General features: G+C 73.1%; 15 protein-coding genes. 10 read left to right on the plus strand and 5 right to left on the minus strand.

From position 1 onward, the window contains the following. Positions 1 to 285: 285 nt before the first annotated feature. Together ACIQNG_RS07515 and ACIQNG_RS07520 are read right to left on the minus strand one after the other, a co-directional pair. Positions 286 to 1521 (minus strand): serine/threonine-protein kinase, encoded by a 1236-nt coding sequence (locus tag ACIQNG_RS07515; RefSeq protein ID WP_401482999.1) that lies wholly within the window; start codon positions 1519 to 1521, stop codon positions 286 to 288. 112 nt (positions 1522 to 1633) lie between these two features. After that, entirely contained in the window at positions 1634 to 3361 is a 1728-nt protein-coding gene (locus tag ACIQNG_RS07520) for a serine/threonine-protein kinase (RefSeq protein ID WP_401483000.1), read from the minus strand. 499 nt (positions 3362 to 3860) lie between these two features. Here ACIQNG_RS07520 and ACIQNG_RS07525 point away from each other — a divergent pair, with 499 nt between their 5' ends. The 6 genes from ACIQNG_RS07525 to ACIQNG_RS07550 all read left to right on the plus strand — a co-directional run bounded on the left by ACIQNG_RS07525 (position 3861) and on the right by ACIQNG_RS07550 (position 16499). Further along, on the plus strand, positions 3861 to 7880 hold the full coding sequence (locus ACIQNG_RS07525) for an FHA domain-containing protein (protein ID WP_401483001.1): 4020 nt from the start codon (positions 3861 to 3863) through the stop codon (positions 7878 to 7880). A gap of 149 nt (positions 7881 to 8029) precedes the next feature. Continuing rightward, the gene (locus ACIQNG_RS07530; RefSeq protein WP_401439126.1) at positions 8030 to 9421 is read left to right on the plus strand and encodes an ABC transporter substrate-binding protein; all 1392 of its coding nucleotides are present in this window, start codon (positions 8030 to 8032) and stop codon (positions 9419 to 9421) included. A 6-nt stretch (positions 9422 to 9427) separates the two neighbouring features. Then, the gene (locus ACIQNG_RS07535; protein ID WP_401483002.1) at positions 9428 to 10801 is read left to right on the plus strand and encodes a carbohydrate ABC transporter permease; all 1374 of its coding nucleotides are present in this window, start codon (positions 9428 to 9430) and stop codon (positions 10799 to 10801) included. Beyond that, a complete protein-coding gene (locus ACIQNG_RS07540; RefSeq protein WP_401483003.1) occupies positions 10798 to 11727 on the plus strand; it encodes a carbohydrate ABC transporter permease in 930 nt (309 codons plus the stop codon). The genes ACIQNG_RS07535 and ACIQNG_RS07540 overlap by 4 nt, the downstream gene beginning before the upstream one ends. Before the next feature lie 133 nt (positions 11728 to 11860). Further along, positions 11861 to 14482, plus strand: a complete 2622-nt coding sequence (locus tag ACIQNG_RS07545) for a CDP-glycerol glycerophosphotransferase family protein (RefSeq protein WP_401483004.1) — start codon at positions 11861 to 11863, stop codon at positions 14480 to 14482. Positions 14483 to 14759: 277 nt separating this feature from the next. Continuing rightward, positions 14760 to 16499 carry a hypothetical protein gene (locus tag ACIQNG_RS07550; RefSeq protein ID WP_401483079.1) on the plus strand — a complete coding sequence of 580 codons (1740 nt, stop codon included), beginning with the start codon at positions 14760 to 14762 and terminating at the stop codon, positions 16497 to 16499. On the opposite strand, the gene ACIQNG_RS07555 is transcribed toward ACIQNG_RS07550, so the two are convergent. Then, positions 16489 to 16902: an organic hydroperoxide resistance protein gene (locus ACIQNG_RS07555; protein WP_401483005.1), complete on the minus strand. Its 414-nt coding sequence runs from the start codon at positions 16900 to 16902 to the stop codon at positions 16489 to 16491. The genes ACIQNG_RS07550 and ACIQNG_RS07555 overlap by 11 nt on opposite strands. A gap of 106 nt (positions 16903 to 17008) precedes the next feature. Between ACIQNG_RS07555 and ACIQNG_RS07560 the strand changes: the two genes are divergently transcribed. Continuing rightward, positions 17009 to 17497: a MarR family winged helix-turn-helix transcriptional regulator gene (locus tag ACIQNG_RS07560; protein ID WP_401483006.1), complete on the plus strand. Its 489-nt coding sequence runs from the start codon at positions 17009 to 17011 to the stop codon at positions 17495 to 17497. A 147-nt stretch (positions 17498 to 17644) separates the two neighbouring features. Continuing rightward, positions 17645 to 18631: a UDP-glucose 4-epimerase GalE gene (galE, locus tag ACIQNG_RS07565; protein ID WP_401483007.1), complete on the plus strand. Its 987-nt coding sequence runs from the start codon at positions 17645 to 17647 to the stop codon at positions 18629 to 18631. A gap of 176 nt (positions 18632 to 18807) precedes the next feature. Here galE and ACIQNG_RS07570 read toward each other — a convergent pair whose 3' ends face one another. Next, positions 18808 to 19443, minus strand: a complete 636-nt coding sequence (locus ACIQNG_RS07570) for a TetR/AcrR family transcriptional regulator (RefSeq protein ID WP_401439106.1) — start codon at positions 19441 to 19443, stop codon at positions 18808 to 18810. A gap of 366 nt (positions 19444 to 19809) precedes the next feature. Between ACIQNG_RS07570 and ACIQNG_RS07575 the strand changes: the two genes are divergently transcribed. Further along, a complete protein-coding gene (locus tag ACIQNG_RS07575; RefSeq protein WP_401483008.1) occupies positions 19810 to 20751 on the plus strand; it encodes an ABC transporter permease in 942 nt (313 codons plus the stop codon). After that, positions 20744 to 21670: an ATP-binding cassette domain-containing protein gene (locus ACIQNG_RS07580; RefSeq protein WP_401483009.1), complete on the plus strand. Its 927-nt coding sequence runs from the start codon at positions 20744 to 20746 to the stop codon at positions 21668 to 21670. Before ACIQNG_RS07575 ends, ACIQNG_RS07580 begins: the two co-directional genes overlap by 8 nt. Before the next feature lie 244 nt (positions 21671 to 21914). Here the strand turns inward: ACIQNG_RS07580 and ACIQNG_RS07585 are convergent, their stop codons facing one another. Next, positions 21915 to 26840, minus strand: coding sequence for an NAD-glutamate dehydrogenase (locus tag ACIQNG_RS07585; protein WP_401483010.1), 4926 nt, complete (start codon positions 26838 to 26840; stop codon positions 21915 to 21917). Positions 26841 to 26983: the final 143 nt, after the last annotated feature.

Here is a 26983-nt window from a genome sequence, read left to right on the forward strand (position 1 = left end):
GGGCCGGGACGGGGAGGGGCCGGGTGAGCAGCGGGCGGGCCGTGGCCGGGCCCAGGCCCGTCGTGGACCGTCGTCCGGGGGCCACCCCCCGGGGCCCCGCTGCGGCCCGGCCGGGCCTCCTCCCCGGTCGGCCGACGGGCCGGTACGGGGCGGGCCGTGGCCGGGCCGGGCCCGTCATAGCCCGTCATCCGGGGCCGCCGCCCCACGAGTCCCCGCTGCGACCCCGGTCCGGCCTCGTCCCCGGTCAGCGGACAGGGCGGGGCCAGGTGAGCAGGGGCCGGGCCGTCAGGGGTTCGCCGGGGTCGAGTGCTCGGAGTCCTGAGGGGTGGCGTCGCTGTCGGAGGTGGCCAGCCAGGTGCCCACGCCGGCTGCCGTGACCAGGACCAGGGCCGCCGCGCCCAGGGCGGCCCGGCGGCGGCGGGTGGCGGCGCGGTTGCGGGCGGAGCCGGGGCGGGGGACGCCGGGAGACCTCGGGACCCGGGCCGTGCCGTGCGCGCCGCCGGCCAGTTCGTCGGGGGCCGGGACCCGCATGGAGGTGTGGGTGTCCCGGTTGGAGTCGGGCTTGGCCCCGGGCACCAGCGGCACGGCGCCCCGGCGCTCGCGGGGGGCGGGCGGCGGGGTCCGTTCGCCCGGCTCGGGCGGGTCGGGGGCCTCGTCCTGCTCGGCGTCCGGCTCGTCCACGTCCAGCGGGGGCAGCCCCGTGAGGGACGGGAGCTGCTCGCGCAGCCGGGCGGCCAGCTCCGAGGCCCGCAACCGGGACGCGGGGGCCTTGGCCAGGCACTGCACCAGAAGCTGCCACAGCTCCTCGGGGATGCCGGGCAGCGGCACCACCGTCTCCGTGACATGGCGTCGCAGCACCGCGCCCGGGTGACCGCCGCCGAACGGGGTGAACCCGGCCAGCAGCTCGTAGAGGACGGTCGCCAGCGCGTAGATGTCGACGGCGGCGCGGGGCGGCAGGCCCTCCACGATCTCGGGCGCCAGATAGTCCGGCGTACCGATGATCTTCGTGGCGCGGGTGCGGCGCGGGGTGTCGATCAGCTTGGCGACGCCGAAGTCGGTCAGCAGGGCGCGGTGCGAGCCGCCCGGGCCGAGCGGGCCCTGCATGTCCAGCAGGACGTTCTCGGGCTTGACGTCACGGTGGACGACCCCGGCCGCGTGGGCGGCGGCAAGGCCCTCCGCCACGTCGGCGACGATCGCGACGGCCGCCTCGGGGGCCAGCCGCCGCTCCCGCTCCAGCCGGGTGCGCAGATCGGTGCCGCGGACCAGGTCCATGACGAGGGCGAGGTCGTTGCCGTCGACCACGAGATCCCGTACGGAGACGATGTTCGGGTGCTCCAGGCCGAGCAGCGCGGTGCGCTCCTGCACGAAGCGGGAGACCAGCTCCTGGTCCGAGGCGAGGTCCTCGCGCAGCATCTTGACGGCGACGGGGCCCTCGGGCCCCTCGCCCAGCCACACCGTGCCGGCGCTGCCCCGTCCCAGGATCTGGTGGGCGGTGTACCGGCTGCCGATCTTCCGTGCCAAGGCTGCTCCTACAGACGCGTGTTGTCGCCAAAGCTACGCGTCCGGCGAGCCAACCTTCACCGCGGAGGCGGAAATCACCCCCTGGATATCGACAAAGCGACAGGGCAGGGGGTCAGGCGCCCGAGCCGCCGCCCAGGTCGCCGATCCAGCCGGTGACCGTGGTGAACCAGTCGCTGAGCTGGTCCCAGTAGCCCTTGCCGGTGCCGATCCAGTCCTGGAGCGGGCTCAGCTCCCAGACGAGCCAGCCCGCCACGAACAGGATGACGACCGTGAACAGACAGCCCTTGAGGCAGCCCAGGCCGGGGATCCGCATCGGGCTGGCGCTGCGCTGCCGCGGTTCACGCGGCTCCCGCGGCTGGCGCGGTTCGCGCTGCGGCCGGGTCTGCTGCGGTGGGGGCGGCGGGGCGTAGCGCTGCGGCTGGTGCTGCTGCGGCTGCTGCTGCGGCGCGGGGGCGTACTGCTGGGGCTGCTGCTGCGGATAGCCGTAGGGGGGCGGCGGGGCCTGCTGGGGCTGCTGCTGCGGCGGGCGCGGCGGCTGCTGGGGGCGGGCCACCTGCCGCTGGGGGCGGCGGCGCAGCGGGTCCTGGCTCGGGTCGAGGTACTGGACCTGCGTCTGCTCGTTGCGGTCGCGGGCGGCGCGCATCTGGTTCTGCCAGGGGTGCGGGTCGTCGGGGTTGCCCGGCTGGCCTCCCGGCTGGTGCGGAGGGACCGGCGGCAGGACGGCCGTCGGGTCGGCCCCGCCCTGGCCCGGACCGCCGGTGCTCGGCAGGACGGCGGTGGGGTCGGCGGCGCCGGACGGGCCGCCGGTGTGCGGCAGGACGCTGGTCGCGCCGTTGGGGTCGTACGCCCCGGCCCCCGCGCCCGGCGCGCCGTGCGGCAGCACCTGGGTGGGGTCGGCCGCGCCGGGAGTGCCGGGCACGGCCGCCGGGGACGGGTCCGGGAGGAGCAGCGCGGCGACGGACTCGGCGGCGCCGATCTGCGCGGAGTTGGCGTGCACGCCGATGCCGTCGGCGACGACCCGCAGTCCGCGCGCGAGGTTCTCGGCGCTGGGCCGGCCGTCCGGGTTCTTGCGCAGACAGTGCTCGATGACCGTCCACAGCGGCTGCGGGACGGTGGAGGGGCGGCGCGGTTCGGCGCTCAGATGCTGGTGGAGCACTTCGAGGGCGGAGTCGCCGGAGAACGGCGGACGCCCGGTGAGCAGCTCGTAGAGGAGAATCCCGGCGCCGTAGACATCGACGGCGGAGGTCTGCGGGCGGCCCTCGGCGGACTCGGGTGCCACGTACGACGGTGTGCCGACGAACTCATGGGTGCGGGTGAGGCCGGGCGAGTCGGCGAGGCGGGCGATGCCGAAGTCGGTCAGCATCGGGTGCATCTGACCGGCGTCCTGCTTGAGCAGCACGTTGGCCGGCTTGAGGTCGCGGTGGACCACTCCGTCGGAGTGACTCGCGGCGAGCGCGTCGGCGATCTGCGCGGTCAGCAGGGAAGCGGCGACCGGGGTCAGGGGGCCGTTCTGGCGCAGGTAGCGGTGGAGGTCGGGGCCGTCCACCAGGTCCATGACCAGGGCCAGCAGATCACCCTCCACGACCAGGTCGCGGACCCGGACGATATTGGGGTGGGTGAGCCGGAGCAGGACCGAGCGCTCCCGCAGGAAGCGCATCACCACATCCGGGTCGTTGGCCAGCTCCTCCTTGAGGACCTTGATCGCGACGGTCTCACCGGGCTGGCCGGGCACGGCCGCCTCGGCGCCCGCGGTCTCACGCTGGCGGGCTCGCCAGACGGTGCCCGTGGCGCCGCGTCCGAGCGGCTCCTCGAGCAGGTACTTGCTGCCTACCGGCCGCACGTCATGCGCTCCCTGCTGATCGCTTGCCTGGTCCGTACCCCCGCCCGGCCGCGCTGTGCGCGGGTCGCGGGTGCTCGGCCCCACTGTAGTGCCGCCGCGCGGGATGCCGGGGTGTCATCCGGCGGTGCTGGTCACCGACGGGTCGCCCGTTCCGTCGGCTCTTCCCGTCCCCTTCCCGTCCGCTTCCCTTCCGCTTCCCGTCCTCTCCCGTGCATGTTCGGTGGAAAGACGCTCGGGTCGGGTCGGTTGGTTGCCGCAAGCGGGCGTGACCGATCTCAAGTGGTCCGGGGTCGGGCACTGGTCAGGCACTTTTGCGGGCAGAGCCGACCAATCAAGATCACTTGCCCCCGGGCGGCGGGCGCGTTGTCGGTGGCAGGTGCGAGGATGCCTGTCAGTACTGGCCGACGTGCTCGGGCGGTGGGGGGAAGTCCGCGGTGGGGGACCGCGGTTCGGCCCGTTCCGTCGTGCGGGCGCCCGCGCAGAAGGGACCGCTGGCGCCATGCAGATCCGGCTGACCGTCGTAGACCCGCTCGGCCCGCCCGCCGAGGCCCGCGGTCGCGCCGCGCGCTGCGACGTGCTGGTCACGGCCCCGGCCGGGACGGCCCTCTCCGCGGTCGCCTCGGCCCTGGCATCGGCGGTCACGGGGGAGTCCGGCGGCGACCGCGTGGTCCTCTTCGCGGGCGTGGAGCGGCTGGACGCCCAGCGCTGCACCCTGGGCGAGCCCCCGCTGGTCGACGGCGCCGTGCTGGCCGTGGGCGCCCCCGCCGATCCCGAGCCGCACCCCGAGGTGGACGACGCCCCGGCCCGGCTCGACGTGATCGCCGGGCCCGACGCCGGCGGCGTCCATCTGCTGCACGGCGGGCAGGTCACGGTCGGCCGCTCCGCCGACGCCGACGTCCCGCTCGACGACCCGGACGTCTCCCGGCTGCACTGCGCGGTGACCCTCGCCGCCGACGGCCGGGTGGCCGTCGCCGACCTGGGCTCCACCAACGGCACCGCCCTCGACGGCCGCCGGGTGGGCACCCGCGCGGTCCGCTTCGCGCCGGGTTCCCTGCTCCGTATCGGCGAGTCCACCCTCCGCATCGCCCCACCCGGCGGCCTCCACACCCGTATGCCGACCGAGCCCGACGGCGAGGGCCATGTGCGGGTGGGGGACGGCGGGGACCAAGGGGCCGCGGCCTCGGGTACGGCGGGGGCGGCGGGTACGTCGGCGGCGGGGGGTGCCCGTCCGTCCGGCGCGTCGTCGGCCGCCGTGGTGCCGCCGCCCCGTCACCGGCCCGGCCCGTCCGCGGGGGCGGGGTGGGACTCCCCCGGCGCCCGGCAGCGCACACCGGAGGAACCTCCGGTGGTACCGGGGCAGGCCGGGGCGCCGTGGAGGGAGAACCGACGGGACGCACATCCCGGGGAGCAGCAGGGGGGACAGCGGGGAGGACGTACAGGGGGACATACGGGGGGACAGCCGGGAGGACATCCGGAGGGACAGCCGGGAGCGGCCCGGCCGGGGGGACTTCCAGGAGGACATCCAGGAGGGCATCCGGGAGGGCCCTCGGGAGGGCCCTCGGGAGGGTCCGCGGGTGGTCACCCCGAGGGGCATCTGTTCGGGCGTCCCGGTGAGGGCGCGACCCACGGGGCGGGCCTGGGGGCGACGCCGGGGACGGGACCGGGGACGGGACCGGGGGCTGCACCGGGGACGGGACCGGGTACGGCATCGGGGACGGGCGGAACACCCTGTTCCGGCGCGGCGGGGGACGCGAACGAGGGCGCTTCCCATGCCGGGACGGCGGGCGAGGGCATAGCCGCCCGCTCCGGCGGCGCCGGACGCAAGGGCACCCCCCTGCGGGGCACCGACGTCCCCCCTGGCCTGCGTAAACGCGGCGGGCTCTCGGCGTGGGCGCGACGGCTGGCCGGAGGGCGGGGCGAGCCGGAGCCGGGGCACAGCGAGCCTCACGACGACCTCTACGGCACGGGAGACCGGCAGTCCCGCGAGGGCCACGCTCACCAAGGGGGTCACGGGGGGCGCGTGGGCCATGAGGGCCATGAGGGTTCCGGCTCCCACCGGGGCCACGGGGGGTACGACACCCGGCTCGGGCACGAGGACCACCACGGCGGTGGCGCCGCGCCGGCCGACGGCTGGGAGGGCACTCCCCCCGTCGCCTCCGGCCCGGCACCGGAGACCTGGCCCGATCCCGCCGCGCTGCTGCTGACCGCGCTGGGGCCCGGGCCGCGTCTTTGGGAGCGCTCACCGGGCCACCCCGAGGCGCTCACGGTCCGGCTCGGCACCGCCGACCGGGCGGCACCGGACGGACGGGGGCTGCTGCCCGCCGTCCCCGTGACCGCCGACCTGCGCGAGGCGGGCGCGCTGGGCCTGGCCGGTCCCCGCCCCCGTCTGTCGGGCCTGGCCCGAACCGTGCTGGCGCAACTCGCCGCGCTGCACTCCCCCGACACCCTGGACATCGTCCTGATCAGCGCGGACCGCGCCCGCCCGGTGCACGAGCGCACCGCCGAATGGTCCTGGCTCGGCTGGCTGCCGCATGTCCGCCCGCGCCACGGCCAGGACTGCCGACTGCTGCTCGCCTACGACCGCGACCAGGCGGCGGCCCGCGTGGAAGAGCTGCTGCGCCGCCTGGACGACACGCTGACCGACCCGTCCGTCAGCCACCGCTACCGCCCCGTGACCCGGGCGACCCACCAACCCTCCTGGGCGACCCAGGACCGAGACCTCCAGAGCCGCCAAGACCTTCAGGGCCGACAGGGGCAACAGGGCCGGCAGGGGCAACAGGGCCGGCTGGACGGCGAGGACCGGGACCAGGCCCAAGACCAAGCCCACCACCAGGCCCAGCCCCAGCCCCAGGCCCAGGCCCAAACCCTGACCCAGGACCAGGACCAGGACCGTGGTCCCCACACGATCCTCGTCGTGGACGGGAACCCCGGTGGCGGTCCGAGGCTCGCGGAGGCGCTGGCCCGGCTGGCCACGGAGGGGCCGAGGGCCGGGATCCACGTCCTGTGCCTGGCCGAGACGGCGGCATCACCGACCCCGCCGCCGACGGACCCGCCGTTCCCCCCGTCCCCGGCCGTCCCCGGCATCCCCCAGTCCCCGGCGGCGGAGACCTTCGAGGCCGCCTGCGAGGCGGTGCCGCTGTTCCGGGAGTGCGGGACGGTCGCCCTGCTCAGCGGGGACGTGGCGACGGCGTTGCGGCTGCTGCGCGTGGCGTCGAGCGGGACCGGCCCCGGCCGCCGTCGCGGACCGGTGGGCCAGGGCGCGCTGGGCGCGGTGGACGCGGTCTCCCCCGCCTGGGCGGAGCGGTTCGCGCGGGCGCTGGCACCGCTGCGTCCTGAGGGCGGCGGCAGCGAGCGGCACGCACGTGTGTCGACCCCCTTGCCGCAGGTGGCGCGGCTGCTGGACGAGTTGGGGCTGGCGCGGGCCACCCCGGCGTCGCTGATGGCCCGTTGGGCGGACGCGGCGGACGACCGGCAGGCGATCGGCGGTCGGGCCTCGGCGGTGCTGGGCGCGGGACCGCGCGGCCCGGTCGGTGCCGACCTGGTGGCGGAGGGGCCGCATCTGCTGATCGAGGGGCCGTCGGGCAGTGGCCGTACGGAGTTGCTGCGGGCGGTCGTGGCGTCGCTCGCGGCGGCCGAGCGGCCCGACCGGCTGGGGATGATCCTGATAGACGGGCGGGACGGCGTCGGCACGGGCGGCGCCCAGGGCGACGGGCTGCGGGTCTGCACGGACCTGCCGCATGTCACCACCCATCTGACGGTCAACGACCCGCTCCGGATGCGGGAGTTCGCCCAGTCGCTCTCCGCCGAGCTGAAGCGGCGGGCCGAACTGGTGGGACGTACGGACTTCACGGGGTGGCACGCGGGGCGGGAGGTGCCGGGCCGGATCGTGGCGCAGCGCACGGCGGACCACGGTGACGCGTCGGCGTCCGGGGACCTTGAGGCACCGCCGAGCGCGACGCTGCGGCTGCGCCCGGCGGCGGCCCGCAGACGGAACGAACCGGCGCCGCCGCTGCCGCGTCTGGTGGTGGTCGTGGACGATCTGGACGCGCTGGTGTCCCCTCCGCTGGGTTCGCCGGGCCGCCCCGCCGCCGGTTCCGTGGTCCGGGCGCTGGAGGCGGTGGCCCGCGAGGGCGAGCGGCTGGGCGTCCACCTGGTGTGCGCCGCGCATCCGGGCGGCCGTACGGCGGAGACGGAACCGGTGCGTCGCGCGGCGCTGCGGATCACGCTGGAGACGCCGGTGCCCGGTCCGGAGGAACCCGCGCCGGGCCGGGGCCGGTTGACGACCCCGGACGGCCGGACGACCCCGTTCCAGTCCGGTCGGGTCACCGGCCGTATCCCCCGGACGGCGACCCTGCGTCCGACGGTGGTCCCGGTGGAGTGGGAGCGGGCGGGCGATCCGCCGACCCGCCGACCGGTGCGAGAGCTGGGCAACGGCCCGACGGACCTGGCGCTGCTGGCCAGCGCGCTGGAGAGAGCGGCACGGCAGATCTCGGCGCCGGAGGTTCCCTCACTCTTGTGAGGGAACGCGCATGAGCCCACGATCACGACGCGGTCACGATCGCGCCCTTGACACGGTACGCGCCCTTGCCTACCCCCACCCCCCGGCGTAAACCAAACGGCACGGAGCAGCGCTCGATCGTTCGACGACTTACGAAGAACGGGGCCGTGATGCACAGCAAGAGCGATTCCATCCGCATCCGCACGACCACCACGGTGACCGCCCTCTTATCAGCGCTCGCGCTCACTCTGAGCGCCTGCGGCGGCGGTGACGACGACAACGGCGACAACGGCAACACCGACGGCGGGGAGAGCGCGGGCGGCAACGAGACCGCCCCCACCCTCACCCTCCCGAAGCTGGACGGCGAGAGCCTGGAGGTCGCGGCCGTCTGGACCGGCACCGAGCAGGCCAACTTCAAGAAGGTGCTGAAGGAGTTCGAGAAGCGCACCGGCGCCACCGTCACCTTCGTACCGGCGCAGGACCCGATCATCAACTTCCTCGGCTCCAAGATCGCCGGCGGTGCCCCGCCGGATGTCGCGCTGCTGCCGCAGGTCGGGGCCATCCGGCAGGCTGTGGACAGAGGCTGGGCCAAGCCGCTGGGCGCGGAGGCCGAGGAGCAGCTCACCAAGAACTACTCCAAGGGCTGGCAGGAGCTGGGCGAGGTCGACGGCAAGCAGTACGGCGCCTACTACAAGGCGGCCAACAAATCGCTGATCTGGTACAACAACCAGGTCTTCGAGAACGCGGGCGCGAACGAGCCCAAGACATGGGAGGAACTCCTCACCGCCGCGCAGACGGTGTACGACTCCGGGGTCACCCCGTTCTCGGTCGGCGGCGCCGACGGCTGGACCCTCACCGACTGGTTCGAGAACGTCTACCTCTCCCAGGCGGGCCCGGAGAAGTACGACCAGCTCGCGGGGCACGAGATCCCCTGGACCGACGCGTCGGTGAAGGACGCCCTGACCACCCTCGCGGAGATCTGGGGCAAGAAGGACTATCTCGCGGGCGGCGCCGACGGCGCGCTCCAGACCGAGTTCCCGGCGTCCGTGACCCAGACCTTCACCGGCGGCGACCAGCCGAAGGCCGGCATGGTCTTCGAGGGCGACTTCGTGCAGGTCAACATCGGTGAGACGAAAGCGGAGGTGGGGACGGACGCCAAGGTGTTCCCGTTCCCGGCGGTCGGCGACACCGCGCCCGTGGTCTCCGGCGGCGACGCGGCCGTGATCCTGGAGGACTCGGAGGCGGCGCAGGCGCTGGTTACCTTCCTGGCCTCGCCGGACGCGGCGACCGTCCAGGCGGGCCTGGGCGGCTTCCTCTCCCCGAACAAGAACGTGGCCGCCTCGGCGTACCCGAACGACGTGCAGCGCGAGATGGCCGAGGCGCTGCTCTCGGCCGGTGACGACTTCCGCTTCGACATGTCCGACCAGGCGCCGCAGGCATTCGGCGGGACGCCCGGCAAGGGCGAGTGGAAGATCCTCCAGGACTTTCTGAAGGACCCGTCCGATGTCGCGGGGACACAGGAGGCGCTGGAGACGGAAGCCGCCAAGGCGTACGGGAACTGACCGGCGATGAAGTCGGACACAGCGGCGGGGGGCGGGCGGCCCCCGGCCGGGGACGCTCCGCGCCATGCCGCCCCCCGTGGTCGCAAGAGGGTCACCGGGACGCGCAGGACGGTGGCGGCGCTGTTCCTGCTGCCCGCCGTGCTGCTGCTCGGGGCGCTCGTGGTCTACCCGATCGGGTACTCGGTCTTCCGCAGTTTCTACGACCGGTCCGGCGACGGATTCGCCGGATTCGACAACTACCAGGCCCTGTTCTCGGACGCCGGCATCCGCACCGCGCTGAAGAACAACATCGTCTGGGTGGTGTTCGCGCCGACCCTGGCGACCGCGCTCGGACTGGTCTTCGCGGTGCTCACCGAACGGGTGCGCTGGGGCACGGCGTTCAAGCTGGTCGTCTTCATGCCGATGGTGATCTCGATGCTCGCGGCGGGGATCATCTTCCGGCTGGTGTACGACCAGGACCCGGACAAGGGCGTCGCGAACGCGGTCTGGGTCGGGGTGCACGACACCTTCGCCGAGGCGTCCGCGTTCCCGAAGGCGCATCCGGGCCGTGAGTCGCCGCTGGCCGCCGACCCGGCGTCGAAGGGGTCGTTCCTCACCCGTGAGCCGGTCAGCGCGGGCGAGCCGGTCGCCCTGCCGCTGGTCGGGGTCGCCCCGGATCTGATGCCGGACGACGCCGCCACCGCCGTACGGGCCGAGGCCGAGCCGGGCAAGGTCACCGGTACGGTCTGGCAGGACTTCACCCGGGGCGAGGGGGTGGGCACGCTCAAGGAGCCGGACCCGGCGGAGTTCGGCTACGCGGGCATGCGCATCGAGGCGGTCAAGGACGGAAGGGTCGTGGCGTCCACCGAGGCGCGCGGCGACGGCACCTTCACCCTCTCCGAAGCTGCCGACGGGGCGCGGTTGCGGCTGCCCGCCGAGAACTTCAAGGAGCCGTACAACGGGCTGGACTGGCTCGGCCCGGCGCTGGTCACCCCGTCGATCATCGGCTCGTACATCTGGATGTGGGCCGGTTTCGCGATGGTGCTGATCGCGGCGGGCCTCGCGAGTGTGCCGCGGGAGCTGATGGAGGCGGCTCGGGTCGACGGGGCCAACGAGTGGCAGGTGTTCCGGCGGGTCACGGTGCCGCTGCTGGCGCCGGTCCTCGCGGTCGTCACCGTCACCCTGATGATCAATGTGCTCAAGGTGTTCGACCTGGTCTACATCATCGCGCCGGGCTCCTCGCAGGACGACGCGAACGTGCTCGCCCTGGAGCTGTACCGCAAGGGCTTCTCCGAGGACCAGCCGGGCGTCGCGAGCGCGATCGCCGTGTTCCTGCTGCTGCTGGTGATCCCGGTGATGTGGTTCAACATCCGGCGGCTGAGGCGGGAGGGCAGGCGATGACCGCGCAGACGGAGCCGGCGGGGACGGCGGGGGCCCCGCAACCACCACCGGCGGCGACGGGGGCGGTGCCGCCCCGTGCCTCGCTCGCCTCGCGGATCGTCGGCCGGCTGAGCGGCGGCGCGGTCCGGGTCCTGCTGATCGTGGTCGGCCTGTTCTGGCTGGTGCCGACCATCGGGCTGCTGCTGTCCTCGCTGCGCTCGCCGCAGGACATGGCGGACAGCGGCTGGTGGCAGGTGCTCACCGAGCCGTCCCGGCTCACCTTCGAGTCGTACGAGACGCTCCTGGAGAACGACGACATCACCGGCGGGCTGCTGAACACCGCCTACATCACCGTCCCGGCGACCGTGCTGGTGGTGGTGATCGGCTCGCTCGCGGGGTACGCGTTCGCGTGGATGGAGTTCCCCGGGCGGGACTGGTGGTTCCTGGGCGTGGTGGGGCTGCTGGTGGTGCCGGTGCAGGTGGCGCTGATCCCGATCGCCGAACTCTTCGGCACCATCGGCCTGTTCGGCTCGATCTTCGGGGTGATCCTCTTCCATGTCGGCTTCGGGCTGCCCTTCGCGGTGTTCCTGCTGCGGAACTTCTTCGCGGAGATCCCGAGAGAGCTGCTGGAGGCGGCCCGGCTCGACGGCGCCGGGGAGCTACGGCTCTTCGCCACGGTCGTGCTGCCGCTCGGCGGGCCGGCCATCGCCAGCCTGGGCATCTTCCAGTTCCTGTGGGTGTGGAACGACATGCTGGTCGCGCTGGTCTTCGCCGACGCCGACAACCAGCCGATCACCGTCGCCCTCCAGACCCAGGTCCGCCAGTTCGGCAACAACATCGACGTGCTGGCGCCGGGCGCGTTCATCTCGATGGTGATCCCGCTGGTCGTGTTCTTCGCGTTCCAGCGGCAGTTCGTGTCGGGGGTGATGGCCGGAGCGGTCAAGTGACCTGTGGGACAGATGGGTTGGGGCGGTTTCGCAAGCGGGCTCGCCCCTTCCCCCGATCGCCGTACACCGCGTAACCCCGGCCCTCCGCAGGCCGTTGCCGGGCAGAACGCCCGCGACGACCCATGGATGTCCCTTGCCCAGGTTCAGTGTCATCGTCCCCGCGCACCAGGTCCAGGCGTATCTGCACGCGTGCCTGGACTCGGTGCTCTCCCAGTCGTACGACGATCTGGAGCTGATCGTGGTCGTGGTCCCGGGCGGCTCGCCGGGGGTGGGAGGGCAGTCGGGCGCGTGGCGGGAGCGTGACGCGTTCGCGGATCCGGATGTCTGCGGGGAGATCGCCGACGGGTTCGCCGCCCGTGACCGGCGGGTGCGGATCGTACGGCTGGAGCCGGGAGAGGGAGCGGGGAAGGGCGGGGATGCCGGCGGGGGCGAGGGGCCGGGGGAGGCCGGTCCCGGGGCCGGTCCCGGCTGTGCCGTGGGGCGGGCCCGTGCCGCCGGTCTGGCACGGGCCACCGGTGACCGGCTGCTCTTCCTCGACGGGGCCGACACCCTCGCCCCGCACGCCCTGCGGACGATCGCCGACCGGCTGAAGGAGACGGACGAGCCGGATGTACTGGTCTACGGCCACAGCCACAGTCACAGCCACGACCACGACCACGGCCCGGACCCCGTCTGGACGGGGCGGGAGCACCGGGCTGCTGCCTTCCACCGGCTCACCGCCCCGCCGGAACCGGGCCCCCTCCGGCCCACCGCCCCGCAGGATCCGACCCAGCATCCGGCCCCCTTCCAGCCCACCGCCACGCAGCATCCGGCCCCCCTCCGGCCCACCACCCCGCAGGATCCGACCCAGCACCCGGCCCCCTTCCAGCCCACCGCCACGCAGCATCCGGCCCCCCTCCGGCCCACCACCCCGCAGGGCCCCGCACCCTTCCGGTTCGCCGACCGTCCGGATCTGGTCGGTTCGCCGGTCGTCGTGACCGGGACCGGGGCGTATCGCCGGGAGTTCCTCACCGGGGCGGGCCTCGACCCCCGCCCCGGCCCGGCCTGGACCTACGGCACTCTCCTCGCCGCCGAGTCCGTCGCCACCCTGGACCAGGTCTGCGTCCGCCCCCAGCGCCCCGCGCCCGCGGCCGAGCCCACCGCGCTCTTCGAGCAGTACGACCGCCTCTTCGCGTTCCTCGCTGAGCGCCCCGAACTGGCCGACTGGCACCCCGTGCTGTACCGCCGCATGCTCGACCACCTCGCCACGGCATCGGCGGGCCTCCCCCGCCGCGCGCACGCCGCGTTCCTGCGCGACGCCCGCGACCTCTGCCGCCGTCTGCGCCGCGAGGACTCGGGCCGCTCCCCCCGGCACGCCCTGCTCCGCCTGGGCGCCCACCGCACCCTGCGCGCCCTGCGGCTGATCGCACGCGCCCGGCGCGGTACGGCGTCACTCGCCGCCCGTCTCGCACACGCCCTGCACCGCGGCGCGCTGCGGCTGCACCACCGCGTCCAGCGGCTGCTCCCGGTCTGGGACGACCTGGCGGTCTTCACGGCGGAATCCGGGTACGGGGGCGACCCGGCCGCGCTGGAGGCCGCGTTCCGCACCCACGCCCCCGGGGTGCGCACGGCCTGGATCGCCCGCCCCGAGCACCATCACACCGTCCCGCCGGGCCCGCACCGCGTCACCCCGGGCACGGCCGCCCATCTGACGGCGCTGGCCCGCGCCAAGTACCTCGTCAGCGACAGCGACCCGGACCCCCGTACGGCCAAGCGGCCGGGGCAGGTCGTCGTCCGTACCCACCAGGGCACCCCGTTCGGGCACATCGGCCTGGATCTGCTGGAACGCCCGGCCGCCCGCCCGCACGACCTGGGCGCGCTGCTGCGGGCGGTCGACCGCTGGGACCACGTCGTCTCCGCCAACCGCCACTCCACCCTCACCTTCGAGCGGGTCTTCCCGGGCACCTACCACACGCTGGAGTACGGCCGTCCCCGCAACGACGTCTTCCAGCAGGCCACCTCGGCGGACGTCACCCGGCTGCGCGAGACCCTCGGCATCCCGCACGGCGCGGTGGCGCTCCTGTACGCGCCCGCGCACCGCGACTACCGCCGCACCCAGCACCCCCGGCTCGACCTGGAACGGCTCCTGCGCCGCCTCGGCCCCCGCCATGTCGTCCTGACCCGCGCCGCGTACGACGCCCCGCTCCCGGCCCGTGCCCTCGACGTCTCCGGCCACCCCGATGTCCACACCCTGTGTCTGGCCTCGGACGCCCTGATCACCGACTACGCCCCGCTGATGTTCGACTACGCGGGACTTGACCGGCCGATCGTGCTCCACACCGACGACTGGGCGGCGTACGACGCCTCCCGCGGCACCTATGTCGACCTGCGGACCTTCGCGCCGGGCGCGGTCGCGCGGGACGAGGACGAGCTGATCGACATCTTCGCCTCCGGCCACTGGTGCGGCTCCCGCTCGGCCGAACTGCGCGCCGCGTTCCGCCGGAGGTTCTGCCCGTACGACGACGGACACGCCGCCGAACGGGTCGTACGCCATGTGGTCCTGGGCCAGCGGCCCGGGGCGGCGCGGTGGCCCTCGGTGGTACCGCTGGAGGAACGGCGTCCGGTGCCGTCGGCGGTGGCGTCCGCGTCCGGTCGGCACCCGGCCGCGTCTGTCCCGTCCGTGCCGTCCGTCCCGTCCGTGCCCCGGCCCTCCCCGGGCCCGCGCACCCCGGCTCCGGCGGCCTCCACCGCCCCTTCGGCGCTTCTGGAGTCCTGACGGGCACGGTGCGGCCCACGCCGAGCCGGCCGCCGGACGGGCTCGCTCGATGGGGTGACACCCGGTCAAGGTGTTGACCCGCCGGGAAGATACGGCCAGTGCCCCAGCCCCTGTCACCGCCCCGAACGACACCGACGTCATCGATGACACCGACGCGATCGATGACGCGGACCCGGCCGATCACGTGGGCCCGGCCGATCACGCGGACCCGGCCGATCACATGGGTCCGGCCGATCACATGGAGGACGCGGGCCCCGTCGTGCGGGTCGGCTGCCCGGTGAACGCGCCGGTCCTCGCCGGCCGTTCCGTGCGCGGTGCGACCGCCCTGCGCGGTGGAGGGGTCCGGCGTCCGACGCCGTACCAGGTCTTCGGCTTCCTGTTCTGGCTGGTGGTGTCGCTGGCGTACTGGCGGGTGCCGCTGTGCTGCGACGCCGGGCTGGACGCGGCGGTCGTGGAGCGCCTCACGGCGGATCTGGTCGATCCGCGCCACCCCGTGGCCGATCTGCCGGGCGCGGGCAGCCCGCTCTACTCCCCGTACGCGTTCGCGCAGGCGGTGGCGGCCCGGCTGACCGGACTGGGCGGCTGGGAGGTCGTACGGCTCTCGGGGCCGGTCAACCTGCTGGTGCTGCTGACCGGGCTCGGCCGTTTCGTCCGCATGCTCGGTCCCCGCCCGTGGGCGCCGGTCCTGGCGCTGGCCGCGCTGACCCTGCTGTGGGGCACCCGGCCGCTGCCCGGCACCGGCTCCCTGGGCCTGCTGCCACTGACGAGCGGCCTCGGCGCTCCGACGGTCTGCGCCCTCGGGCTGACGCTGTGGGCCTGGGCGCTGACGGGCACGCGGGCCCGGGACGCCGGACCGGACGGGCGGCCCGGGCAGGTGCGGTTCGTCGGCCCGAGCGGACTGCCGAGCCCGGTGGGTCATGTGCTGCTGGGCGCGCTGTACGGGGTGGTCCTGCTGGTCGACCCGGTGGTGGCCGTGGGCGCGGCGGCCGGGGCGGCGGCACTGATCGCAAGCAGACGGGGGCGGGGACGAGGGCGGGGACGGGAGCGCGGGCAGGGACGGCGGCGCGGGTCGGGGCGGGGGACGGTGGAGCGGCGGGCGGGCTCGGTCCGGGGCCGGGTGCGGGCGGCCGTGGCGGGACGCTGGGGGCTGACGGCGCTCACGGCGGGGGCGGTGGCATGGAGTTGGCCGTACTACGTCCCGTTCGGCGCGCTCGGCGAGGGCGGAGTCCCGGCCGTGCCCCTCGGGGCGTGCTGGCTGGCGCTGTCGGCAGGGCTTCCCGCGCTGTGGCTGCGGGTGCGGCGGGACGGGTGGCGGGATCCGCTGGTGCTGATGGCGGGGGCGGTGGGAGCGGTGCTGGTGGCCGTGATGGCGGTGGTGGCGGTGATGGCGTACGGCTGGTCGGTCGGTGGGCAAGTGGGCCGGGGGCCGGCGGTCGGCGGGTTGGTCGCCCTGGCCCTGGCCCCGTTGCAGTGCGCGGCGGCGGTGGAGTTGGCGGCGCCGCGCCCCTGGTCGGCCGGGCGGCGGCTGCTGGGGGCGGTGGCGGCGGCCGGGGTGGGCGCGGGGCTGCTGGGGGCGCAGGCCGGGGCGGTGGTGCCGCGGGCGTGGGACCCGGTGGGCTTCCCGCAGCCGCCGGGCGGGCCGTCGTACGCCTGGGCCGCTCAGCATGTGGGGCGGGGTGAGGTGGTGCTCGCCGAGGGGCGGGACACCGTGCACGGGCTGGCGGGGCACGGGCTGGACGTCGTCGCGCCCGCCGTGGCCGACCCGGCGGTGGACGAGGGGGAGCGGCGGCGCCGGCTGGCGGATGTCCGGGCCTACCTCTCCCCCGGCTCGACCGGCGCCGAGCGCGCCGCCGTCGTGCGCCGGTACGAGGTGCGCTGGGTGCTGCTGACGCGCCAGCGGGAGGTGCCGCAGGGGGCGGTGGTGGTGACGTGGAGCGAGCGGACGGGCGAGGTGCTGGCGCGGGTCGGCCGACCTGGGCCGGCGCACCCGCGCGCCCGTCCGGCGGCTACTCGATGACGAGTTCGACCGGGATGTTGCCGCGGGTGGCGTTGGAGTAGGGGCAGACCTGGTGGGCGGTCTCGACGAGCTTGCGGCCGGTCTCCGCGTCGACCGAGTCGGGGAGTTCGACGCGCAGGGTCACGGCGAGCGCGAAGCCCTCGCCCTCCTTGCCGATGCCGACCTCGGCGGTGACGGCGGCGTCGGTGACGTCGACCTTGGCCCGGCGGCCGACCACACCGAGGGCGCTGCCGAAACAGGCGGCGTACCCGGCGGCGAAGAGCTGCTCGGGGTTGGTGCCCGCGCCGCTGCCGCCCAGTTCGACGGGCGGGGCGAGTTCGAGGTCGATCGTGCCGTCGGAGCTGACGGCACGGCCCTCGCGGCCGTGGGTGGCGGTGGCGACGGCGGTGTAGAGCGCGTCCATGGTGAGCCCATCCCTTCGAAGTGCTGAAGCGGTCGAACAAGAAGAATTGAAGCACACAATTAAATTGTGCACAACTGAATTGAGGGCACGGAGGTACTCTGGGGGCATGACGCCGACCGCAGCCCCCCGCACGGACCCGGCGGAGCAGGACTGGCTCCGCCTCGACCACCAGATCTGCTTCTCGCTGCACGCCGCCTCACGCGCGTTCAACGGCCTGTACCGGGTGATCCTCAAGGATCTCGGCCTGACCTACCCCCAGTACCTGGTCATGCTGGTCCTCTGGGAGCGCGGCGATCTGCCCGTGAAGCAACTCGGCGAGCATCTGCGCCTCGACTCCGGCACGCTCTCCCCGCTGCTCAAGCGGCTGGAGACGGCGGGCCTGGTGTCCCGCAGGCGCAGCACGCGCGACGAGCGGTCGGTGGAGGTGGGCCTGACGGAGCAGGGCCGGGCCCTGCGCGAGCGGGCGCTGGAGGTGCCGCGCCGGATCGCCGCCGCGACGGACTGCGACCTCGCGGAGATCGAGGAACTGCGGACCCGGGTGGTGCACCTGACGGAACGGCTGGACGCGGCGGCGGCCCACCTGGAGAACGACTGACCGCGGGGGATCCAGCCGCACAGGGACGCTGATCCACGACCTCGGCGTGGCCCGACGGACCACTCCCCGCCACGTCCTGGGTACGCGCGGGTCGACCGGGTGCTTCACTGTGGGCCGAGCACACAGGAACGAGGGGAACGACGGCACATGACCTGGCTGATCACCGGCGGCGCCGGATACATCGGGGCGCACGTGGTCCGCGCGCTGACCGAGGCGGGCGAACGGGCCGTGGTGTACGACGACCTGTCCACCGGGATCGCCGACCGGGTGCCGCGGGACGTGCCGCTGGAGGTGGGCACGGTGCTGGACGGGGTGCGGCTGAGCAAGGTGCTCGCCGGGCACGGGATCACCGGGGTCGTGCATCTGGCGGGGAAGAAGCAGGTCGGCGAGTCCGTGGACATGCCGCTGCACTACTACCGGGAGAACGTCGAGGGCCTGCGCGTCCTGCTGGAGGCGGTCACGGCGGCCGGGGTGACGTCGTTCGTGTTCTCGTCGTCCGCGTCGGTCTACGGGATGCCGTCCACCGGCACCGACCTGGTGACGGAGGAGACACCCTGCGCCCCGCTGTCGCCGTACGGCGAGACCAAGCTGGCGGGCGAGTGGCTGGTGCGCGCCACGGGCCGGGCGACGGGCCTGTCGACGGCGTCGCTGCGCTACTTCAACGTGGCCGGCGCGGCAAGTCCCGACCTGGCGGACACGGGCGTCTTCAATCTCGTCCCGATGGTCTTCGAGAAGCTCACACAGGGCGCGCCGCCGCGCATCTTCGGCGACGACTACCCGACCCCCGACGGCACCTGCGTCCGGGACTACATCCATGCGGCCGATCTGGCGGAGGCCCATGTGGCGGCGGCCCGCGCGCTGACGACCGCCCCCGGCCGCGCCCTGACCCTCAACATCGGCCGCGGCGAGGGGGTCTCGGTCCGGGAGATGATCGACCGGATCACCGCCGTCACCGGCCACCGCGTCACCCCCACCGTCACACCCCGCCGCCCCGGCGACCCCGCCCGGGTCGTCGCCGCCGCGGACCGCGCCGCCGAGGAACTGCACTGGAAGGCCAGGCACGACGTCCAGTCCATGATCACCTCAGCCTGGGAGGGCTGGCTGAGACACCACCCGGCAACGCCCCACCCCTGACACAGCACAGCACAGCACAGCACCAACAGGCCAGCTCCCCCCAGCAACCCAGCCAACAGCCCCACAACCCCCCAAAGGGGCGCGGGGAACTGCGCGACCAGCCACAACAAGCCCGCACCCGCCCCTTCACAGCCCCACCCCAAACCCCCAACCCCCAACCCCTCACACCTCACACCTCACAACGCCCTCAACCCCGCCGCCGTGGCCCGACTCAGCGCCCCCAAATACCCCTTCGGCAACTTCGCGCTACGAATCACCACGGCCCGCCAGTACAACGGCCCCGAGATCAGATCGAGCGCCAGCTCAAGCCGCTCACCGGAAACCCCGCTCCGCACCTCACCCCGCGCCTCCGCCGACTCGATGATCGCGCGGGCCACCCCTTCCTGCCCCTCCCGCACCGCCTTCTGCATGGCCTCCGCGATCTCCGGATTACGCGCGGCCTCGGCCTGAAGGTCGGGGATGATCTGCGAGGCGACAGGATGCCGCAACGCCCTGGACGTCACCTCGTACAGCAGCCGCAGATCCCCCTCCAGCGACCCGGTGTCCGGCGCGGGCAGCCCCTGGACCGCGATCGCCGACACCACGTCCAGCACCAGATGCAGCTTGGACCGCCACCGCCGGTACACCGCCGTCTTGCCGACCCCCGCCCGCCGGGCGATCCCCTCGATCGACATCCGGGCGTAGCCGACGCTCGCCAGTTCCTCGAAGACGGCCCCCCGGATCGCCTCCGTCACGTCCTCACGCAGCACGGCCGCACCCGCCGGGGCCCGGCGGCGCGGCGGCTTCTGTGGCCCGTCGGCGTTGGTGGTCATGCGCCCCAGCATAGGCCGTCACGACGATACGGTTGCGTTCCGACGCCGCTTGGCCCTACGCTCACGTTACGACGATACGGTCCCGTCCCGACGCAAGAGAACACGCCGAGGCGCGACACGGCACGACAAGGCATGACGAGACGCGACAAGACCCTCCGACGAGATGCGACGGGGACCACGGGACCACGCAAAGACGAGTGACGGGACGCGCAAGGAGACCGCAGCCCCCTCACAGCCACCAAGCCGCCGAGTCGCCGAGTCGCCGAATCCCGAGCCCCCCTCGCCCCCTCCTCGCCCTCATCGCCTTCCCCCCCCAGCCCCCAGCCCCCGCCCCACGCCCCCGAGCCCCGAGCGAAAGCAGCGGATGTGAGTCAGGCCCTCCACACACCGCCCGCGACCACCCGAGCGGACACGGCCACCGCGCCACCTCCCACCCAGCGCGACCTCGCGGCGCTGGCCGCCCGACACGGCCTCACGGTCAGCGGCGCCCGCCCCACGCTCCCCCAGTACCTCCGCAGACTGTGGGACCGCCGCCACTTCATCGGGGCCTTCTCCACCGCCAAGCTGACCGCCCAGTACAGCCAGGCGAGGCTGGGCCAGGTCTGGCAGGTCATGACCCCGCTGCTCAACGCGGCGGTGTACTACTTCGTATTCGGCATCCTGCTCCAGACCAAGCGCGGAGTCCCGGACTACGTCCCCTTCCTCGTCACCGGCGTGTTCATCTGGACGTTCACCCAGAGTTCGATCCTCGCCGGCACCCGCGCCATCTCCGGCAACCTCGGCCTCGTCCGCGCCCTGCACTTCCCGCGCGCCTCACTGCCGATCTCGTTCTGCCTCCAGCAACTCCAGCAACTGCTCTTCTCCATGGCGGCGCTGCTCGTGATCCTGCTGGCCTTCGGCGTGCCGCCCGCCCTGTCCTGGGTGCTGGCGATCCCGGCCCTGGTGCTTCAGTTCACCTTCAACGCCGGTGTCTCCATGATCATGGCGCGGGTCGGCGCGAAGACCCCCGACATCGCCCAACTCATGCCGTTCGTGCTGCGCACCTGGATGTACGTCTCCGGCGTGATGTGGAGCATCGACCACCTCATCGCGCGGCACGACAGCCTGCCGTCCTGGATCGGCACCGTCCTCCAGGCCAACCCGGCCGCCCTCTACATCGACCTGATGCGCTTCGCCCTGATCGACAGCTTCCACGCGAGCCAGTTGCCCCCGCACGTATGGGCCCTGGCGACCGGCTGGGCCCTGCTCGCCGGAGTCGGCGGCTTCATCTACTTCTGGAAGGCTGAGGAGACCTACGGCCGTGGCTGACCCCACCCCCACCCCGGACCCCGTCCCCCACGACACCCCCACCCCCACCGTCATCGCCGACGGCGTCGACATCGTCTACCGCGTCAACGGCACCGGCTCCGGCCGCGGCACCGCCACCGCCGCGCTCAACCGCATCCTGCGCCGCAAGAAGACCGAGAAGGCGTCCGGCACCCGGACCGTGCACGCCGTGCGCAACGTCTCCTTCGTCGCGTACAAGGGCGAGGCCATCGGCCTGATCGGCACCAACGGCTCGGGCAAGTCCACCCTGCTCAAGGCAGTCGCGGGGCTCCTCCCCACGGAGAACGGCAGGATCTACACCAACGGCCAGCCCTCGCTGCTGGGCGTGAACGCCGCGATGATGAACGACCTCACCGGCGAGCGCAACGTCCACCTCGGCGGCCTCGCCATGGGCATGTCCCGCGAGCAGATCCGGGACCGCTACCAGGAGATCGTGGACTTCTCCGGCATCAACGAGAAGGGCGACTTCATCACCCTCCCGATGCGCACCTATTCCTCCGGTATGGCGGCCCGGCTCCGCTTCTCCATCGCCGCCGCCAAGGACCACGACGTCCTGATGATCGACGAGGCCCTCGCCACCGGCGACCGCTCCTTCCAGAAGCGCTCCGAGGCCCGCATCCGCGAACTGCGCCGGCACGCGGGCACCGTGTTCCTCGTCAGCCACAACAACAAGTCCATCCGCGACACCTGCGACCGTGTCCTGTGGCTGGAACGCGGCGAACTGCTCATGGACGGCCCGACGGCCGACGTGATGAAGGAGTACGAGGCGTTCACCGGCGACCCCTCGCCGAAACCCCGGTCGCGGACCAAGGCGAAGCCCAGGCCGAAGCCGACGCAGGAGCCGAAGCCGACGGAGGACCCGAAAGCGACCGAGGACCCCAAGGTCCCCCAGCCCTCCTGACGCCCCCGCCCCACGCAAGACGAAGGCGCCCCGAGCCACAAAGCCCGGGGCGCCCTGACCGTCGTACCACCACGACCGCCACGACCGCCCTGACCGTCGTACCACCACGACCGCCACGACCGCCCTGACCGTCGTACCACCACGACCGCCACGACCGCCGTACCAACACGACCCGCCCTGACCGCCGTACGCCTACGACCGCCCTGACCGCCGTACGCCTACGACCGCCCCGACCGTCGTCCGCCTACGAATGCGTCCGCAGCAGCGTCCTCATCGTCCGCATGGCCACCGAAAGATTGGCCAGATCGAACGTGTCGGAACTCTGGATCTCCTCCAGCGTCGCCCGCGCCCGCGCGAGGATCGCCCCGTTCTTCTCCTCCCAGAGGGCGAAACGCTGTTCGGGTGTCGAGGAGCCGTTGCCCACCGCGAGGACGTCCGCGGCGACGGCCGCGTGGGCGGCGTACAGGTCCTCCCGGATCGCGGCACGGGCCATGGACTGCCAGCGGTCCGCGCGGGGCAGCTCACTGATCCGGTCCATGAGCCGGGTGATCCGCAGCCGGTCGGCGAGGTCGTAGTACACCTCGGCGACGTCCAGCGGCTCCTTGCCCGTGCGGTCGGCCACCGACACGATGTCCAGCGCCGGGAAGGCGGAGGAGAATCCGGCCACCCGGGTGGCGAGTTCGTCCGTGACCCCGGCGGAGGTCAGCTCGTCGTGGATCTGCTGCCACCACTCCAGGTCCGCGCCGCGCAGCAGCTTCGGCAACTGCTGCCACACCTGCTCGACGCGCTCGCCGAAGAACTCGACGGTCTCGGACAGCTCCAGCGGCTGCGGCCGGTTGTTGAGCAGCCAGCGCGTGCCGCGCTCGACCAGCCGGCGCGAGTGCAGCCGGATCCTGGTCTGAAGGCCGGCGTCGACCTTGTTGTCCAGTTCCTCCACGCCGTCCCACACCGGGGCGGAACGGAAGATCGCGCGCGCGGCGGTCTGCGCCCGCACGACCTCTTCCAGCGAGGCCCCGGTCTCCTCGCGCATCCGGTGCAGATACGTCGTACCACCGGTGTTGACCGTGTCGTTGACCAGCACCGTCGTGGTGATCTCGCGGCGCAGCGGGTGGCTGTCGATGTGCTCGGGGAACTTCTCGCGCAGAGCGCTCGGGAAGTACGCGTAGAGCAGTCCGCGCAGATACGGGTCGTCGGGCAGCGAGGTGTGCATCAGCTCATCGGCGACCGTGATCTTCGTGTACGCCAGCAGCACGGCCGTCTCCGGGCTGCTCAGGCCCTGTCCGGAGCCGAGCCGCTCGCGGATCTGGCGGTCGGTCGGCAGGAACTCCAGCGCCCGGTCGAGGTGGCCCTCGCGCACCAGGGTGCGGATGAACCGCTGCTGGGCGTTGAGCATGTCCTTGGACTGGGCGAGGGCGTTGGCGATGGCGGTGTTCTGCGCGTAGTTGTTGCGCAGGACGAGCCGGCCGACCTCGTCGGTCATCTCGGCGAGCAGCTTGTTGCGCTGCTTGACGGTCATGTCGCCGTCGGTGACCAGGCTGTTGAGCAGGATCTTGATGTTCACTTCGTGGTCGGAGGTGTCCACGCCCGCGCTGTTGTCGATGGCGTCGGTGTTGATCTTCCCGCCCTGCCGGGCGAACTCGATCCGGCCGAGCTGGGTGAGCCCCAGGTTGCCGCCCTCGCCGACCACCCGGACCCGCAACTGCTCGCCGTCGACGCGGATGGCGTCGTTGGCCTTGTCGCCGGCGTCGGCGTTGGACTCGGTGGACGCCTTGACGTACGTACCGATGCCGCCGTTCCACAGCAGGTCGACCGGCGCCTTCAGGATCGCGCGCATCAGGTCGGCCGGGGTGACCTTGGTGATCTTCTCCTCGATGCCGAGAGCCTCGCGGATGTGCGCGTTGATCGGGATCGCCTTGGCACTGCGCGGGAAGATCCCGCCGCCCGTCGACAGCAGGTCGGTGTTGTACTCCTGCCAGCTGGAGCGCGGCAGCTCGAACAGCCTGCGGCGCTCGGCGTAGGAGGTCGCCGCGTCGGGCTTGGGGTCGATGAAGATGTGCCGGTGGTCGAAGGCGGCGACGAGGCGGATGTGCTCGCTGAGCAGCATGCCGTTGCCGAAGACGTCTCCGGACATGTCACCGATGCCGACGACCGTGAAGTCCTCGGTCTGGGTGTCCACGCCCAGCTCGCGGAAGTGCCGCTTGACGGACTCCCAGGCGCCGCGCGCGGTGATGCCCATGCCCTTGTGGTCGTAGCCGGCCGAGCCGCCGGAGGCGAAGGCGTCCCCGAGCCAGAACTGGTAGCTCCCGGCGACCTCGTTGGCGATGTCGGAGAAGGTCGCGGTGCCCTTGTCGGCGGCGACCACGAGGTAGGTGTCGTCCTCGTCGTGCCGGACGACGTCGGCGGGCGGCACGACCTCGCCGGCCACCATGTTGTCGGTGATGTCGAGCAGCGCCGAGATGAAGGTCTTGTAGCTGGCGATGCCCTCGGCCAGCCAGGCGTCCCGGTCCGCGGAGGGGTCGGGCAGCTGCTTGGCGACGAAGCCGCCCTTGGCGCCGACCGGCACGATGACGGTGTTCTTCACCATCTGCGCCTTCACCAGGCCGAGGATCTCCGTACGGAAGTCCTCACGCCGGTCCGACCAGCGCAGCCCGCCGCGCGCGACCTTGCCGAACCGCAGATGCACACCCTCGACGCGCGGGGAGTACACCCAGATCTCGAACGCGGGGCGCGGCTCGGGCAGGTCCGGGATGGCCTGCGGGTCGAGCTTCATGGAGACGTAGTCGTGCGGCCGGCCGCCGACGGCGTCCTGGAAGAAGTTGGTGCGCAGGGTCGCCTTGATGACCGTGAGGAAGGCGCGCAGGATGCGGTCCTCGTCCAGGCTGGCCACCTGGTCGAGCGCCGCGTCCAGCTCTTCGAGGAGGGCGTCCACGATCTCGTGCCCGGCGCGCTGGCGGTCCGGGGACATCCGCGCCTCGAAGAGGGAGACGAGGAGGCGGGTGGTGTGGACGTTGTTGCGGAGGGTGTCCTCCATGTAGTCCTGGCTGAAGGTGGAACCGGCCTGACGCAGGTACTTCGCGTACGCCCGCAGCACCATGGCCTGCCGCCAGCTCAGCCCGGCGCTGAGCACCAGCGCGTTGAAGCCGTCGTTCTCGGCCTTGCCGGTCCAGGTCGCGGCGAACGCCTCCTGGATCCGCTCCCGGGTGTCGTCGCCGAGGAAGTCGCCGTTCTTGAACTTCGGCATCCGCAGCCCGAAGTCGTAGATCCAGGCCACGCTGCGGTCGGCGCAGCGCAGCTCGTACGGCCGTTCGTCCACGACCTCGACGCCGAGCCGGTTGAGCACCGGCAGCACGGCGGACAGGGAGATCGCGTCGCCCTTGCGGTAGATCTTGAAGCGGCGCTCGTCGGGGGCGGCGCCCACCGGCTCGTAGAGGCTGAGCGCGAAGTTGTGCTCCTCGGTCAGCCGCTCCACGTGCAGCAGGTCGGCGACGGCCGAGCGCGGGGTGTGGTCGGCCTTGAAGCCCTCGGGGAACGAGTTGCCGTACTTGCGCAGCATCTCGGCGGCGCGCTCCTCGCCGACCTCGGCGTTGAGCGCCTCCGCGAAGCCGTCCGCCCACGAGCGGGCCGCCTCCACGAGGCGGGCCTCGATCCGGTCCTTGTCGGCGTCGGACAGTTCCGGCAGCTCGGTGCCCTGCGGGACCCGGACGACGAAGTGCAGCCGGGAGAGGATCGACTCGGTGTTCCAGGCGGTGAAGTCGACGCTGGTACCGCCCAGCTCCTCCTTGAGGATATCGATGATCCGCAGCCGCACGCCGGTGGTGTAGCGGTCGCGGGGCAGGTAGACCAGGGCGGAGTAGTAGCGCCCGTACTCGTCCTGGCGCAGATAGAGCCGCAGCCTGCGCCGCTCCTGGAGGTAGAGCACCGAGGTGACGATGGACTGCAACTCGTCGATCGGCGTCTGGAACAGCTCGTCGCGCGGGTAGGTCTCCATGATCTGGAGCAGATCGCGCCCGTCGTGGCTGTTGGGCGAGAACCCGGCCCGCTTGAGGACCTCCGCGACCTTGCGCCGGATGACCGGCACACGCCGCACGGACTCGGTGTACGCGGCGGACGAGAACAGCCCGAGGAACCTGCGTTCCCCCACGACGTTCCCGTCCTGGTCGAACTTCTTGACCCCGATGTAGTCGAGGTAGGAGGGCCGGTGGACAGTGGCGCGGCTGTTGGCCTTGGTGAGGACGAGCAGCTTGTGTTCGCGGGCCTTGGCGCGGGCGTCGGCGGGCAGCCGCTCGAAGGAGGGGCTGACGGGGTGCGCCTCGTCGGCGGCGTGGTGCGGGTCGGCGCGCAGGATGCCGAGGCCGGTGCCGGGAACGGCGGCGAGGGAGTCGTCGTCGCGCAGTTCGTACTCGCGGTAGCCGAGGAAGGTGAAGTGGTCGGCGGCGAGCCAGCGCAGCAGTTCGCGGGCCTCCTCGGCCTCGTGCGCGCTGACGTCGGCGGGCACCGCCTCCTCGGGCAGTCCCTCGGCGAGCCGCACGGCGGCGTCGCGCATCTTGCCCCAGTCCTCGACGGTCTCGCGCACATCGGACAGGACGCGCAGCAGGTCGGCGGTGATCTGCTTGAGGTCGGCGCGGTCGGTCTCCCGGTCCGTCTCGACATGGATCCAGGACTCGATGTGCGTGTCGTGCGGGAGGTCGCCGACGGGCGGGCCGGGCAGCACCTCGATGAGCTTTCCGGTGACATCGCGCCGTACGACGATCTGCGGGTGGATGACGACATGGATGCCGCGTCCCTGCCGCGTCAGTTCATTGGTGACGGAGTCGACGAGGAAGGGCATGTCGTCGGTGACGACCTCCACGACCGAGTGGCTGCACGTCCACCCGTTCTCCTCCACGGTCGGGGTGTGCACCCGCACGCTGGCCGTGCCCTGCGGGCGGTTTTCGGCCAGTCGGCAGTGTGAGTAGGCGGCTCCGAAGATGTCGACCGGGTCGCGGCCGGTGAGGTCCTCCGGGGCGGTGTGCAGGTAGTAGCGCTGGAGGAACGCGAGCGCGGCGTCCCGGTCGGGAATGCCGCTGTCCGTCGTCCCAGTCGGTAGATACCCCCCGACCGGGCTGTTCTCAGCTACCCGGGCGGCCCGTTCGAGCAGCTCGGCCTTGGCTTCGTCCAGCTTGGTCTGCATTGTCCTCTGGCTCCTGTCGCGCGCCGTTGCGTGACGTAGAAGGAAGTACGGTCTCCGCCCTCATGGGGTCACGCCGAGACGCGGGGTGTCCGGTCTGTTCCGACGCTATGCCGCGAGGGGAGATGGGCGGAGGGATATCGGCC

The sequence above is a fragment of the Streptomyces sp. NPDC091377 genome, assembly GCF_044757045.1.
GTDB lineage: Bacteria > Actinomycetota > Actinomycetes > Streptomycetales > Streptomycetaceae > Streptomyces.

Bases quoted from the DNA above. Each gene is read 5' to 3' on its own strand.
- ACIQNG_RS07560 (WP_401483006.1), top strand. From the start codon at position 17,009: ATGACGCCGACCGCAGCCCCCCGCACGGACCCGGCGGAGCAGGACTGG.
- ACIQNG_RS07585 (WP_401483010.1), bottom strand. From the start codon at position 26,840: ATGCAGACCAAGCTGGACGAAGCCAAGGCCGAGCTGCTCGAACGGGCC.
- ACIQNG_RS07530 (WP_401439126.1), top strand. From the start codon at position 8,030: ATGCACAGCAAGAGCGATTCCATCCGCATCCGCACGACCACCACGGTG.
- ACIQNG_RS07535 (WP_401483002.1), top strand. From the start codon at position 9,428: ATGAAGTCGGACACAGCGGCGGGGGGCGGGCGGCCCCCGGCCGGGGAC.
- ACIQNG_RS07570 (WP_401439106.1), bottom strand. From the start codon at position 19,443: ATGACCACCAACGCCGACGGGCCACAGAAGCCGCCGCGCCGCCGGGCC.
- galE (WP_401483007.1), top strand. From the start codon at position 17,645: ATGACCTGGCTGATCACCGGCGGCGCCGGATACATCGGGGCGCACGTG.
- ACIQNG_RS07525 (WP_401483001.1), top strand. From the start codon at position 3,861: ATGCAGATCCGGCTGACCGTCGTAGACCCGCTCGGCCCGCCCGCCGAG.
- ACIQNG_RS07540 (WP_401483003.1), top strand. From the start codon at position 10,798: ATGACCGCGCAGACGGAGCCGGCGGGGACGGCGGGGGCCCCGCAACCA.
- ACIQNG_RS07555 (WP_401483005.1), bottom strand. From the start codon at position 16,902: ATGGACGCGCTCTACACCGCCGTCGCCACCGCCACCCACGGCCGCGAG.